Source organism: Planomonospora parontospora (assembly GCA_014647935.1).
In the GTDB taxonomy this organism is placed as follows: domain Bacteria; phylum Actinomycetota; class Actinomycetes; order Streptosporangiales; family Streptosporangiaceae; genus Planomonospora; species Planomonospora parontospora.
The window spans coordinates 331,743-345,750 of the sequence record BMQD01000003.1 but is presented as its reverse complement, the minus strand read 5'-3'; the positions used below and the strand labels follow the sequence as shown (position 1 = coordinate 345,750).

General features: G+C 73.9%; 8 protein-coding genes and 1 pseudogene. 6 read left to right on the top strand and 3 right to left on the bottom strand.

The genetic code is table 11. The features are described from left to right. The first annotated feature begins 357 nt into the window (after positions 1 to 357). Both IEZ07_RS06995 and IEZ07_RS06990 read left to right on the top strand, forming a co-directional pair. Entirely contained in the window at positions 358 to 2,004 is a 1,647-nt protein-coding gene (locus IEZ07_RS06995) for a glycosyltransferase family A protein (RefSeq protein ID WP_191893994.1), read from the top strand. Positions 2,005 to 2,231: 227 nt separating this feature from the next. Next, positions 2,232 to 5,918 (top strand): response regulator, encoded by a 3,687-nt coding sequence (locus tag IEZ07_RS06990; RefSeq protein WP_191893993.1) that lies wholly within the window; start codon positions 2,232 to 2,234, stop codon positions 5,916 to 5,918. Between the two features lie 109 nt (positions 5,919 to 6,027). Here IEZ07_RS06990 and IEZ07_RS06985 read toward each other — a convergent pair whose 3' ends face one another. Continuing rightward, the gene (locus IEZ07_RS06985; RefSeq protein WP_191893992.1) at positions 6,028 to 7,545 is read right to left on the bottom strand and encodes a DUF885 family protein; all 1,518 of its coding nucleotides are present in this window, start codon (positions 7,543 to 7,545) and stop codon (positions 6,028 to 6,030) included. Between the two features lie 149 nt (positions 7,546 to 7,694). Between IEZ07_RS06985 and IEZ07_RS06980 the strand changes: the two are divergent. Together IEZ07_RS06980 and IEZ07_RS06975 are read left to right on the top strand one after the other, a co-directional pair. After that, positions 7,695 to 8,968, top strand: a pseudogene (locus IEZ07_RS06980) (RNA-guided endonuclease InsQ/TnpB family protein). Between the two features lie 121 nt (positions 8,969 to 9,089). Continuing rightward, positions 9,090 to 10,160, top strand: coding sequence for a DNA alkylation repair protein (locus IEZ07_RS06975; RefSeq protein ID WP_191893990.1), 1,071 nt, complete (start codon positions 9,090 to 9,092; stop codon positions 10,158 to 10,160). Between the two features lie 127 nt (positions 10,161 to 10,287). Here IEZ07_RS06975 and IEZ07_RS06970 read toward each other — a convergent pair whose 3' ends face one another. After that, on the bottom strand, positions 10,288 to 11,130 hold the full coding sequence (locus IEZ07_RS06970) for an NAD(P)H-binding protein (RefSeq protein ID WP_191893989.1): 843 nt from the start codon (positions 11,128 to 11,130) through the stop codon (positions 10,288 to 10,290). Between the two features lie 86 nt (positions 11,131 to 11,216). Here IEZ07_RS06970 and IEZ07_RS06965 point away from each other — a divergent pair, with 86 nt between their 5' ends. Together IEZ07_RS06965 and IEZ07_RS06960 are read left to right on the top strand one after the other, a co-directional pair. Continuing rightward, a complete protein-coding gene (locus IEZ07_RS06965; protein ID WP_068896603.1) occupies positions 11,217 to 11,630 on the top strand; it encodes a winged helix-turn-helix transcriptional regulator in 414 nt (137 codons plus the stop codon). Between the two features lie 209 nt (positions 11,631 to 11,839). Beyond that, a complete protein-coding gene (locus IEZ07_RS06960) occupies positions 11,840 to 12,583 on the top strand; it encodes an N-acetyltransferase (protein ID WP_191893988.1) in 744 nt (247 codons plus the stop codon). Here IEZ07_RS06960 and IEZ07_RS06955 read toward each other — a convergent pair. Next, positions 12,541 to 13,989 carry a pyridoxal phosphate-dependent decarboxylase family protein gene (locus IEZ07_RS06955; protein ID WP_204054280.1) on the bottom strand — a complete coding sequence of 483 codons (1,449 nt, stop codon included), beginning with the start codon at positions 13,987 to 13,989 and terminating at the stop codon, positions 12,541 to 12,543. The two genes, IEZ07_RS06960 and IEZ07_RS06955, sit on opposite strands and share 43 nt — an antisense overlap. Positions 13,990 to 14,008 lie beyond the last annotated feature (19 nt).

The window sequence follows — 14,008 nt, the reverse complement described above, 5'->3', positions numbered from 1 at the left end:
AACCACAGCGGTGAGTCCAGTCTATCGGCGACCGGTCCTGCGCCGGGGACCGGGAGCGGCCGGGCGGGCGACCGCCGTCCCGCTGGTCGAACACGGGCCCGACTGGTTAAACACGGGCCCGGCCGCGGTAAAGGCGGCGCCAACGAGCGGTTTCCGGCTGGGGGCGTGGCTAGATTCCAACCGAGGTGATCCCCGTTGCGTCTCCGACGTTCCTTCGCAGCGATCCGGGGGGCCGCCATCTACGGGCATCGGCAGGGCGGGGAGTCCCACGCACTCGCTGACGGAGCAGGAGGGTCCTCTCCCGACGCGAAGCGTCGCACCGCGAACGACAACGCCGCCGCGAGAAAAGGACGAGTGATGGACGTGTACGCTGCGAGCGCACCGGCGACCGGGATACCGAGACCGCGGATCCGGCTGAACGACTTCGGCTGCCTGACCCCCCCGGAGCTGGGCGCGTGGACGCCCCGGCGCAGCGTGAGCGTCGTGATCCCGGCGTACCGGTGCGAGGAGACCCTGTCCCTCACCCTCGCCAGCCTCGCCGGCCAGAGCTATCCGGACCACCTGCTCGAAGTCGTCGTCGTCGACGACGGCGAGGGGGAGGCGCCGCTGCGCCTGCCCGATCTGGTTCCGGAGAACACCCGGGTCGTCCGGCCCGAGCCCGGCTGGGGCATCGCCAACGCCTTCCACAGCGGGGTCAAGGTCGCGGACGGCGAGATCGTGCACCGGGTCGACGCCGACCTGGTGCTCTTCCCCGAGCACGTCGAGGCCCAGATGCGCTGGCACCACCTGGCCGACTACCTGGTGCTCCTGGGCAATCTGCGGTTCAACGAGTACGCCCCGGGCAGCATCAGCCCCCTGGAGGTGCACGCCGCCGTGACCGCGGGGACCGTGGACAAGCTCTTCGGCGACGACGGCGTGCCCCAGTGGACCGAGGCGAAGTGGGACCGCACCGGCGACCTGCGCCAGGCCGGTCTGGCCGCCTGGCGCCTCCTCGTGAGCGCCACCGCGTCCATGCCGAAGGAGCTCTACCTGCGGGCGGGCGGCATGGACACCTCGCTGCGCCGGGGGTCGGACACCGAGATCGGATACCGGCTCGCCCAGGCCGGCGCGGTTTTCGTCGGCGACCGGGAGTCGCGCTGCCGCCATCTCGGCGAGTCCACCGTGATGCGCCGCCGGGACGAGGTCACGCGGTACACCCGGCCGTACATGAACGAGCGGATCCCGGGCTTCCTGGAGCGGAAGGCGAAGACCTCCAGCCGGCAGTACCTCGTGCCGACGGTCGAGGCGGTGGTCGACGCCGAGGGCCGCACGCTGGAGGAGGTGCGGGCGACCGTCAACGGCCTCCTGTCGGGATGGATGGCCGACGTGTCCGTCGTCCTGACCGGCCCCTGGCACCTGCTCACCGACGAGCGCCGCCCCCCGCTGGACGACCCGATGCTCGACCTCCGGCTGATCAGGGAGACCTTCCGCGGGGAGAACCGTGTCCGGTTCGTACGGAAGGCCGCGGAGAGCGCCTTCCCCGTGCCGTTCCGGTTCGAGTGCCCGGCCGGCTGGGTGCCCGCCCCCGACTCCCTGGTACGGCTGGTGAAGTTCGCCGACGACGAGGCCGCGGGGCTGGTCTCGCTGGTGCTGGACGAGCACGAGGAGCTGACCACGGCCAGGCTGGAGCGGACGTCCGCGGTCAGCCGCGCACGGTTGCTCATCGAGCCGGGAGACAGCCTGGAGGAGGCGATCCACCAGGTCTCCGGCACGCTCTGGGAGGACGGCCGCAAGTGGGGGATCCTCCCCCCCGGTGACGAGACCTCCGCCTCCGCGGCCGCACTCGCCTCCCAGGTGGAGTACTGGCGGGATCGGGCGGAGAAGTGGGAGGGCCAGGCACGGCGTTGGAAGCGCAAAGCGCGCGAACGCCGGGTGGAGCGGGTCGAACGCGCGTCGGCGCAGCGTCTGCGCCGGGCCGTCGGGAAAGGGCTTCGGATGGTCGGGGTGACCCGCGCCCGCCGGTGAGCCGTATCCGCCGGTGACCCGCGCCCGCCGGTGAGTCCTGTCCCCCCGTCGAGCCGTACCCGTCGGCGACCCGTACCCGTCGGCGAGTCGTTCCCGTCGGCGAGTCGTCTCCCGGCATCCCTCAAGGCCGGTCCGTCCCCGCCGATGGGAACGCGATGACAGCCGACGAGCGCAGGGGGCCCTGGCCGATGAGGCGTTTTCTCCGACTGCCGTTGATCCTCGTTCTGGTGGCGCTGGGGACGCTGCCCGTGGTGCGGGCGGTGCAGTCCTCCTCCGAGCACCTCCTGCCGGTCGCCGTGGCCTCGCTCGCGCTCACCGCGCTCGCGCTGGCGCACGTCGTCGTCTCGGCCCGGCGCACCCTCGCGCACGCCCCCGCCCGGACGGCGCTGCGCAACTCGATCCTGTCGCTGACCGCCGGCGTCGTGCTGCTGGCCCTCCTGCCCCTGGCCGGGCTGGCGTACCTGTCGGTGCAGGAGAACACCGGCGCGGTGCGCGCCGAGGTCGAGCGGCGGCTGGTCACCGGAGCCGACGTCAGCGCCGGATACATCGGCAGCCGGATGAACGCGACGCGGGAGCTGGTCTCCTCCTACGCCCAGCGGCCGTCGCTGCGGAAGGCCATGACCGCCGGCGGCGACCTCGACCGGCACCTGGCGGAGCTGCAGGCGCACGACCCGTCGCTCTTCGGTGCGTGGGCGCTGGACGGCTCCGGCACGCTGCTGGCGATCAGCCCGTCCTCCCCGGCCGTCGGGTCGGACTTCTCCGGCCGCGACTACTTCCAGGGCGTGCTGCGGACCGGGAGCGCGTACGTGTCGGAGGCGTTCGCCACGCCGGTGGCGGACGACCACCGCGTGGTGGCGGTCGCCGCGCCGGTGAAGGACGGCGAGGGCCGGATCGTCGGAGTCGTCGCTGCGGGCTACCACGTGCAGGTCCTGACCGCGTTCACCGACCGGCTGGCCGGCGTGCAGCAGGTACGGCTGACGCTCGCCGACCAGAAGGGCACCCTGCTGTCCGGCGGCGACGACGGGTCCGGGCTGCTCACCAGCACTCGCGACGAGCACGTCTGGGCCGCACTGGCCGGCGGCAGCGGGACCGGGCGGCGGATGGAGGACGGCGCCGCTCGGGAGGTGGCCTACCGGCCCCTCCCCGAGCTGGGCTGGGCGGTGAGCGCCGAGATCCCGACCGATGAGGCGTTCGCCCCCGCCGACGCCTTCGCCGGCCGGGTGATGGCGGCGGCTCTGGCGCTGACGCAGATCCTGATGGGCGGGCTGGTGCTGACGGCGTACGCCGAGCGCCGCCGCCGGTTCGCCGAGGCCGACCTGGTCCGGCGGGAGGAGCAGGTCGGCGCCATCCTCGACGCGGCCGGCGAGGCGTTCCTCGTCGTCGACCGCAACAGCCGGATCATCCGGTGGAACCGCCGGGCGGAGGCGACCTTCGGCTGGTCGGCCGAGGAGGCGCTGGGCCGGAACCCGGTCGAGCTCACGATCCCCGAGGGGCAGCGCGCCTACCACTCCGCGGCGCTCGCGCGGGCGCTCGCCGGCGGCGCGCTGCCCGCGACGGGCAGCTACGTGCAGCTCGACGCCCTCCGCCACGACGGCACGGTCTTCCCCGCCGAGATGACCGTGTGGTCGTCCTCCAACGACGACGGCGTGACCTTCAACGCGTTCATCCGCGACGTCACCGAGCACCGGCGCGCCGACGCCGAACTGGCCGCGGCCCGCGACGAGGCGCTGACGGCCTCGCGGATGAAGTCGGAGTTCGTGGCCAACATGAGCCACGAGATCCGCACCCCGCTGAACGGCGTCATCGGCATGACCACCCTGCTGCTGGACACCGGACTCGACGACCGGCAGCGCGACTACCTGAACACGGTGCAGAGCTCCGCCGACGCGCTGCTCAATGTGATCAACGACATCCTCGACTTCTCCAAGATCGAGGCGGGCAAGCTCGACATCGACCCCGTCGACTTCGACGCGCGGCTGCTGGTCGAGGACGTGGTCAGCCTGATGGCCGCTCCGGCGCAGGCCAAGGGCCTGGAGATCGCTGCGGCCGTGAACCCGGCCATCCCGCCGGCGCTCCGCGGCGACGTGCACCGCATCCGGCAGGTGCTGACCAACCTGGTCTCCAACGCCGTCAAGTTCACCGAGCGCGGCGAGGTCGTCGTCGAGGTCGGGGTCGGCCCCGCCGAGGACGGCTCCGGGATCCGGCAGGTGCTCTTCGCCGTCACCGACACCGGGATCGGCATCCCCGCCGACCGGCAGGACGGCCTGTTCGAGGCCTTCACCCAGGCCGACACCTCCACCACCCGCCGCTACGGCGGCACCGGCCTGGGCCTGACCATCAGCCGCCAGCTCGTCGAGCTGATGGACGGCACGATCGGCCTGTCCAGCACGGCCGGCGAGGGCAGCCGCTTCTACTTCACCCTGCCGCTGCCCGGCGCGGCCGCGCTGCCGGCCGTACCGCAGCACCCCGCCGCGGACCTGACGGGGGTGCGCGTGCTGGTGGTCGACGACAACCTCACCAACCGCCGGGTGGTCAGGGACCTGCTCGCCGGCTGGGGCGTGCGGGCGCACAGCGCGCCGGACGCCCGCAGCGCCCTGGCCGTCCTGCGCGAGGCCGCCGAAGCGGGCGACCCGTTCACCGTCGCCCTGCTCGACATGCGCATGCCCGACCTCGACGGTCTGCGGCTGGCCCGGGCCATCGTCGCCGACCCCGCCCTGGACGGCACCCGGCTGGCCATGCTGACCTCCACCAACCAGGCCGGCGAGGCGCAGGCGGCCCGGGAGTGCGGCATCGAGGTGTACCTGACGAAGCCGGTGCGCGCCGCCCAGCTGCGCGGCGGGCTGCTGCAGCTGCTCGGCCGCGGACCCGCTCCCACGGGCACGGCTGCCCCCACGGGTACGGCCGGCGCCGCGGGATCGGCCGGCGCCGCGGGATCGGGCGCGGTCCCGGCTCCGGAGGCCGCGCCGTCCGCTCCGTCCGCTCCGTCGGTGCCGGGCGCGCCGTCCGCGGTGGACCGCGCGGGCGGGAACGGCCTCCGGATCCTGGTAGCCGAGGACAACGAGGTCAACCAGCAGGTCGTCGTGGAGATGCTCGCGGGCCTCGGCTACGCCGCCGACGTCGCCGGAGACGGCGAGGAGGCGCTGCGCCTGCTGCAGGCGGGCCGGTACGACGCCGTGCTCATGGACTGCCAGATGCCGCGTCTCGACGGCTACCAGGCCACCGAGCGGATCCGGCTGCTGCCGGCCCCGCTGAGCACCGTCCCGGTCATCGCGCTGACCGCCTCCGCCCTGGCCTCCGACGAACAGCGCTGCCTGGCGGCCGGCATGGACGCGTTCCTCACCAAGCCGCTGCGCAGGCAGCAGCTCGACGCCGTGCTGCGCACGGCCCTGGCCGGACGTACCGGCGACCCCGGCGGCACGGGCTGCACGGGCGGCGGACCGGAGCACCCGGTCGTCCCGGCCGCACGCCCCGGCGAACCGGAGCACCCGGTCGTCCCGGCCGCACGGCACGGCGGCGCCGCGGACCCGGAGGCCCCGGCCGCCGGGTCCGGAGACCTCGCCGACGCCGAGGAACTGCTCGATCCGGACGTGCTCGACGAGCTGCGCGACATCGGGCCCAAGCTCACCGAGAAGTTCCTCCCGTCCTACCTGCACAACGCCTCGGCGGCCAGCGCCGCCATCGTCGACGCGGCCGACCGCAGGGACCTGCGGGAGCTGGCCCGGCTCGCCCACAAGCTCCGGGGCAGCAGCGCCGCCTTCGCCGGGCGGCGGCTCTCTGCGACCTGCACCACCCTGGAGGAGGCCGCCAACGCCGGCGACGCCGACACCGCCGCGGCACTGGCCGGCGCCGTGGCCCGCCAGGCCGACGCCACCTCCCGCGCGCTGGTCGCCACACTGGCGTCGTCCGGGCACTGAGCGATCGTCGTCCGGGCTCCGGGGAGCCCGGACGACGGGGCCCGGTAGAGGCGGGGAGCCCGGAGAGCCCGGAGTGCGCGGCCGAGGAGGCCCGGCGGAGGCGGGGAGCCTAGAGGGCGCGGCCGAGGAGGCCCAGGGGCGGGGAGCCGAGGTCCAGCATCGCCGTGTGGAAGCGCTTGAGCGTGAAGCCCGCGCCCCACTCCGCCCTGGCCCGCTCGCGCAGGTCGAGGATCTCCAGCTTGCCCCAGGTGTAGCGGCCGTAGGTCGGGTCGAAGGTGGCCCGGCGGGCCTCCGAGAGCGCGGCCGGGCCGGCCAGGTGGGTGTCGGCCTCGAAGCGGCGCGCGCCCTCCTCGACCGTCATCGCGCCGGTGTGCACGCCGATCGCGCAGGCGAGCCGGGTCACCCGGATCAGCGCCTCCAGCCACACGCCGATCTCGAAGCGCGGGTCGTCCGGGGCGAAGCCCTCCTCGACGCAGAGCTCCTCGGCGTAGTGCGCCCAGCCCTCGCAGAACGCCAGCGACATCAGCGTCCGGCGCACGTCGGAGGACGCGTGGCGCAGGGCCCGGCCGTGCGAGAAGTGCCCGGGGGCGACCTCGTGCACGTTGATCGCGGGCAGCGTGGTGGCGCTGAAGACCTCCAGCCACTCCTCGATCTCCTGCTCCGGCCAGGAGGGGTCGGGCGGGGTGATGTGGTACCAGGACGGGCTCTCGGGCTCGCCGGGCGCGGCCCAGCTGATCATCGCCATGGCCCAGCGGCGCGACTCGGGCGCCAGGCCGACCAGGCACTCGCCGTCGTGGTAGGGCACCAGGTCCTTCTCCCGGGTGAAGGCGATCGCCCGCTCGGTGCCCTCCCGGGCGGCGTCGATCACACCGTCGATGCCCGGGTGGTCGCGGACCAGCTCGCGGCAGACGTCCAGCGGCGGCCGGTCCCCGCGGCCCAGCTTCGCGCACGACTCGGCCAGCCGCGCCATCAACCGGTCGCGCTCGGCGTCGGCCCGCCCGGCGAGCCGGCCCAGGTCCACCGTGAGGCCCTCGCCCGCGCCCATCAGCCGGGCCAAACCGTCGGCCCCGAGGGAGGCGTCGGGGTCTCCAGCGCGCGCGGCCTCCTCGACGTGCTCGGCCAGGCGGGCGTGCGCCTTGAGCGCCGCCTCCCGTACGGCGTCGTCGACACCGTGCCGCGGCACCCCGGCGGCCAGGCCCCGGACGGTGCCGAGCAGCGCGGTGGCGACCGGCGCGCTCAGCCGGTCGAGCGCGGCGATCGCGTTGTCCACCGCCTCGGGCCAGCGGGCCAGGTGGGCCAGCCGGGCCGCGGCCCGCTCCTCCGCCGGGGCGTACTCCCGGTCGTAGCAGGCCAGATCGAGGCTCTCCAGGTGCTCCATGGGACTGCGCCGGTACAGCTCCAGCTCGCCGTACGCGACCCGGGCGTGCTCCTCGAAGATCTCCAGGTGGGCGGCGTCGTAGGGGTCGTCCGGGAGCGGTCCCCGGCCCAGCGCGGCCAGCCCGGCGCGCACGCCCTCGGGCGAGAGGTCCTGGATCCGCCCGTCGTACTCGTGCCGGCCGGCCATCTCCCGGACACCGGCCACGGACAGGTCGCACACCGCCCGCAGGCGGGGGTCGAGTTCACTCATCAGAAACCTCCGAGGAAACCCCCGCCTTCAGACGGGGGAGGAATCGGACCCCTGCGGCGCAGGACAGGGGCAGGTGAGTAGCCGCCAGGCGAACCACCGTACCGAACAACCATATGATTCTTAACTGATCGCGCGATAGGATGTGAAGCATGGCGCAGATCGTGAAGCGGGCCTATAAGTACCGCTTCCACCCGACCCCCGAGCAGGCGAACGAACTTGCCCGGACGTTCGGCTGCGTCCGCCTCGTCTACAACAAGGCCCTCGAAGAGCGCACCCGCGCCTACACGCAGGAAGGCCGCCGGGTCTCCTACGTGGAGTCGTCGGCACGCCTGACGGAGTGGAAGCGCAGCGGCGACCACGACTTCCTGTCCGAGGTGTCGTCGGTCCCGCTGCAGCAGGCCCTGCGCCACCTTCAGGCGGCGTTCTCCAACTTCTTCGCCAAACGCGCGAAGTACCCGACGTTCAAGTCCCGCAAGAAGTCGCGTGCGTCGGCAGAGTACACCCGAAGCGCGTTCCGCTGGCGCGACGGGCGGCTCACCCTGGCGAAGATGGATCAACCGCTGGACATCGTCTGGTCGCGTCCGCTTCCGGAGGGTGCGGAGCCGTCCACGGTGACCGTGTCGAAGGACGCGGCCGGGCGCTGGTTCGTGTCCATCCTGGTCGAGGAGACGATCCGCCCGCTCGATCCCGTAGAGCGGTCGGTGGGCGTGGACGCCGGGATCACGTCCCTGCTCACGCTGTCGACCGGCGAGAAGATCACCAACCCGAAGCACGAACGGGCCGACCGGCGCCGCCTCGCCAAAGCCCAGCGCAACCTCGCCCGCAAGGCGAAGGGCTCGAGCAACCGGGCCAAGGCGCGGATGAAGGTCGCCCGCGTCCACGCCCGGATCACCGACCGCCGCCGCGACTTCCTGCACAAACTCACCACACGGCTCGTTCGCGAGAACCAAGTGATCGCCGTGGAGGACCTGACCGTCCGCAACCTGGTCAAGAACCACGCCCTGGCCCGCGCGATCTCGGATGCCTCCTGGCGGGAACTGCGAACGATGCTGGAGTACAAGGCCGCCTGGTACGGGCGGGACCTGGTGGCGGTGGACCGCTGGTTCCCCTCCAGCAGGCTGTGTTCGGCCTGCGGCGCGCTGCGGGAGACGATGCCGCTGGGCGTCCGGACCTGGCAGTGCGTCTGCGGCACACTGCACGATCGCGACGTCAACGCCGCGAAGAACATCCTCGCCGCCGGGCTGGCGGAGAGGTAAAACGCCTGTGGAGCCGGTGTAAGACCTCAACGAGAGTCCTCTCGGGAAGGCGCCCGGCGGTGAAGCAGGAAGACCGACCGGCGACGGTTGGAATCCTCGCCTTCAGGCGGGGGAGGAGGTCAAGCGGCCGACGCTATCCCACGATCTCCCTGGCGGTCCCATCCTGACGGGACGGGCGGCGAGAGACCCGGTGCCTCCCCGCCGTGTCCGGCCCCCGGTCCCGGCGGGTCGGCCGCGGGGTCCGCTCGCCGCCGGTGGAATGTCGGTGGCGTCTGGCACCGTACCGCCATGGGGCAACCTCTCAAGGAGATGATCAACCCCGCTTCGGCGGGCGTGCTCGCCGACGGCGTGAGGGCGGTCTGGGCGGCGTTCCCCCGGGACCGGTTCGTCGCGGAGGCGTCCGCCGGGCTGGACGGCCTGGAGCTCAAGGACCGCGTCCGGCACGTCGCGCGAACGCTCGGCGCCGCGCTGCCTCCGGGGTTCCCCCGCGCCGCGGAGATCCTGCGGGAGAGCGCATCCCGCGTCCGGCTGGACATGTGGAGCGGCTGGCCCGCCACCGAGTACATCGCGGTGCACGGCCACGACCACCTCGACGAGGCGATGACCGCGCTCGCCGCGCTCACCCCGTACGCCACCGGGGAGTTCGCCGTCCGGCCCTACCTCGACCGGCACCGCGACGACGCCATGAAGATCATGTACGGCTGGGCGGAGTCGGACGACGAGCACCTGCGCCGGCTGGCGTCGGAGGGGTCGCGTCCCCGGCTGCCCTGGGGCTCGCGGGTGCCGTGGCTGATGGAGCCCGGACCGGCGCTGCCGATCCTCGACCGGCTCCGCGACGACCCCAGCGAATACGTCCGCCGCTCGGTGGCCAACCACGTCAACGACATCGCCAAGGACCACCCGGAGGTCGCGGTCGGGCTGCTCTCCCGCTGGCGCTCCGAGGGCGGCTCGCACGTCGAGAGGGTGCTGCGCCACGCGGTGCGCGGCCTGCTGCGCACCGGTCACCCCGGCGCGCTGGAGCTCGTGGGCGCCGCCCCGGGCGGCGGCGCGGTCCGGGCGCTGGTCCTGGACGCCGACCGGGTGGCCGTCGGCGACCGGCTGCGCTTCACGGTCACCGTCTCGGCGGACGCCCCCGGCCCGCTCGTGCTCAAGTACGCCGTCCGGCGCGACGGCTCGCGCCGCGTCTTCCACCTCGGCGAGCGCACGGTCGCCGCCGCCGGCCGGGAGATCACGGTGTCCAGGTCCCACTCGTTCCGGCCCGTGACGACCCGGACCGAGCCGCCCGGCCCGCGCGTCCTGGAGATCGTCGTCAACGGCGCCGTCCGGGCGAGCGCCCCCTTCACCCTGACCGGCTCGTGACCCGTCTCCCTCACCGACCGGCCGCGGACGGCCCCGCCATCCGACCGGGCCGCGGACAGTCGCCTCCGCCGTGGCCGGCCCCACCCGGCCGGGTCGTGGTCCGCCCCCTTCACGGAGGCCGTCCCGGTCACCCGGGCTGGGACGCGGCGATCTCCAGGGCGGAGCGCGGGGCGCGGCCGAGCAGGTCGCGCAGCTCGCCTCCGGTCCCCGACAGGAAGCCGCCCGCGATGGCGGAGTAGGTGCCCACCAGCATCGGGACCTGGAAGGGCGCCAACCCGAGGGCGGTGAAGGCCTCCCGGGCCTGGGCGAGGGTGCCGGGCTCGTAGGCGACGGCGGTCCCGGTGACCGCCGAACGGGCCCGGGCGAGGTCGGCCCCGCCGACGGCCTCCTCACCGACCAGTTCGCAGGTCCGGCCCGCGTGCGCCGCGACGTCGGCGGCCACCAGGGCGGCGGCCTCGGCGAGGTCCTCCCGGGCGACCGCGGCCAGCCGCCCGTCCCCCAGGGGCGCGGTGATCGCGCCGTCCACGACCGGGGTGAGCGTGGCGAGCAGTTCCGCGTACAGGCCGTTGCGCAGGATCGTCCAGCCCGCCGTACCCGAACGAAGCCTGCGCTCGGTCCAGCGGTGCGCGAGCGCGTAGGGCAGGTGGTCCCCGGCGGCGCTGAGGCTGGTGTAGACGATGTGCCCGACCCCGGCCTTCTCGGCGGCGTCGATCACGGCGCCGTGCCGGGCGATGACGGCGTCGTCCTCGCCGTACCCCGCGGAGACGAGCAGCAGCGTGTCCACCCCGTCGAAACCGCCCGCCAGCGAGGCCGGGTCGTCGAAGTCGATCCGGCGCACCGGCACCCCCGGCGGGACGCGCTCCGGATTCCTGGTGCCCGCGACGACGTCCGGCGCCCCCGCCGGACGAGCGGCCAGATGCTCGATGACGAGCCTTCCCAGGGCGCCCGACGCGCCGGTGACAAGGATCACGTGATTTCCTCCTCGATCGAGTGGTTATTTCTGGTAACCAGAACCATCATCGGAAACCGGAACGGATCACATAAGGAGGCACTTCGATGTCAGTAGGGCACAGCGGGGTAACCACGGAGCCGGTCGTCTCCTGCGGCGGCGAGCACGAGGACTGCGGCATCCGCGAAGTCCTCGACCGGATCGGGGACAAGTGGTCGGTCCTGGTGATCGTGGAGCTGGCCCAGGGCGTGCGCCGGTTCCGGCAGCTCCAGCGGGCGGTTCCCGGCATCTCGCAGCGCATGCTCACCCTCACCGTCCGCCGCCTGGAGCGCGACGGCCTGGTCTCCCGGACGGTCCACGCCACGGTCCCCCCGCAGGTGGAGTACGAGTTGACACCCACCGGCCACAGCCTCACCCACCTGGTGAGGGCCCTGGCGGACTGGTCGGCCGAGCACCGCGAGGGCATCGCCGCCTCCCGGCGCGCGTGGGACGCCGCGAACCCCGGCTCCGGCGTCCACTGAGGCGCCCCGCCCGGGCGCCTCGCCGAAGCGTCCGCGAGCCACCCCGGAGAAGACCTCGGAAAGACCGTGAGAAGTCCTCGGGAAGCCCCCCGGGAGTCCTCGGCGAGGACCGCGGCGAGTCCTCGGCGAGGAGCGGACCGCAGGGGCCCACGGGAGACAGGCCCGCAAAACTCTCGCAACAGGCGGAACCGGACTGGGACGATGTCCGGATGACCCTGCGGATCACCACCCTCGCCGAACGCCCGGAACTCGCCGACGCCATGTGGTCGATGGAGAACTCCTGGCCGGAGTTCATGATGCGCGACCCGCTGGCGAACCTCTACTACGAGGTCTGCACGAGCCGCTATCCGGAGTTCGTCCTGGTCGCCGACGACGACGCCGAGCCCGGGCGGATCGTGGCCAAGGCGTTCAGCGTGCCCTTCGTCCCCCGCCGGGAGGAGCTGCCGGACGGGGGCTGGGACTCCGTGATCCTGTGGGCCTGGCACACCCGGAGACTGGGCGAGGTTGCCACCGCGGTCTCGGCGCTGGAGATCACGGTCCGCAGGGACCTGCTCGGCACCGGCCTGTCCCCGATCATGCTGGGCGCACTCCGGGACAACGCCGCCGGCCGGGGCTTCACCGAGCTGCTCGCCCCGGTGCGGCCGAACGCCAAGCACCTGGAGCCGCGCACCCCGATGGCGGAGTACGCCGCGCGGACCCGGCCCGACGGGCTCCCGGCCGACCCGTGGCTGCGGGTGCACGTCCGGGCGGGCGGCGAGATCGTCAAGGTGGCGCCCCGGTCGATGACGGTCTCCGGCACGCTCGCCGAGTGGCGCGAGTGGACCGGCCTGCCCTTCGACGCGGCCGGCCCCGTCGAGGTGCCCGGCGCCCTGGTCCCGGTCCACTGCGACACCGAGCAGGACCACGCCGTCTACGTCGAGCCGAACGTCTGGGTGCGGCACCCGCTGACCTGATCGAGCAGTGACTCCAGGGTCTTGTCGTCGGTGGCCGGGGCCATGACGGTCGCGCGCAGGTGGCGGACGCCGCCGATCTCGGCGGAGGTCAGGTGGAAGGAGCCCTCGGCCATCAGCCGCTCGCGGATCTCCAGCTGGTCGCCGGTGCCGTACCGGAAGCAGACGATGTTGCTCTCCGGCTCGTACGGGAACGTGAAACCGGGCCGCTCCCGGCCCAGTTCCCAGAGGCGGCGGGCGGTGGCGTACTGCCGGGCGACGTAGTCGCCGAGCCCGCGCTCGCCCCGCCAGGCCAGGTTGAGGAAGACCTTCAGGCCCAGCTCGGCCTTGCTGCACTCCACGGTCCGGCCGATCGAGTCGATGCCCCGGGCGCCGGAGTCCCGGCCGCCGGGCTCGCCGGAGTCGCCGTCGCCGTGGAGGTCACCGTAGAACAGGTAGCTCGCCTCCTGGCGGAAGGCCGCGTCGAGGTCGCTCCCGCGCCGGGTCAGTACGGCGGCGGCCAGGCTGGAGGTGCGCAGCATCTTGTGCGCGTCCCAGATCAGCGAGTCGGCCAGCTCCACCCCGTCGAGCCGGTGCCGGTGCTCGTCGCTGAGCAGCGCCGACATGCCGTGGGCGCCGTCCACGTGGAAGCGGACGCCGTGCTCGGCGCAGAACTCCCCGATCCCGCGCAGGTCGTCGTGGAGGCCGGTCCCGGTGGCGCAGGCGCTCGCCACCAGGGCCATCGGCCGCCGTCCGGCCCGGCGCACCCGGTCCAGGGCCTCGGGCAGCCGCGCGACGTCGATCCGGCCGAGCGGGTCGGTCTCCAGCGGCACGACCGCCCGCTCGCCCAGGCCGAGGATCGCCGCGGCCCGGGTGAGCGAGTAGTGCGCCGACGCGGGGGCGAGCAGGGCGAGGTCGCCGGGGACGCCCGCGGTCCAGGCGTCCGGCGCGACGGCCGCCCGCGCGGCCAGCAGCGCGGTGAGGTTGGCCAGCGACCCGCCGTGGGTGAGCACGCCGCCGCCCGCCGCGCCGTATCCGGCCTTCTCCAGCATCCAGCGCACGACCTCGTGCTCGACGGTCGCCGCCGCGGCGCCCATCTCGTAGACCGCCATCGGGTTGTTGGCCGCGCCGTGGACGAGGTCGGCGAGGGCGGCGGGGAAGTCGGGCGCGGCCACCTGGTGGCCGAGGGAGGCCGGGTGGTGCAGCCGGGTCCCCTCCTCCAGGTAGGCCGCCAGGAACCCGGCGTGGTCGTCCGGGGTCATCCCGCCCTCGCGGATCCACCGGGCCAGGCCGAGCCGCTCGGCAAGTTCGCCCGGCGGGCGGCGGGCGATGACGGGCGGCAGGCCGCGCTGGCTCTCGTCCACATAGGCGGCCAGCCGCTCGACGGTCGCGCCCGCGGCCCGGGTGAACTCCTCGACGTTCCAGATCACACGGGGATTCTGCCGGACG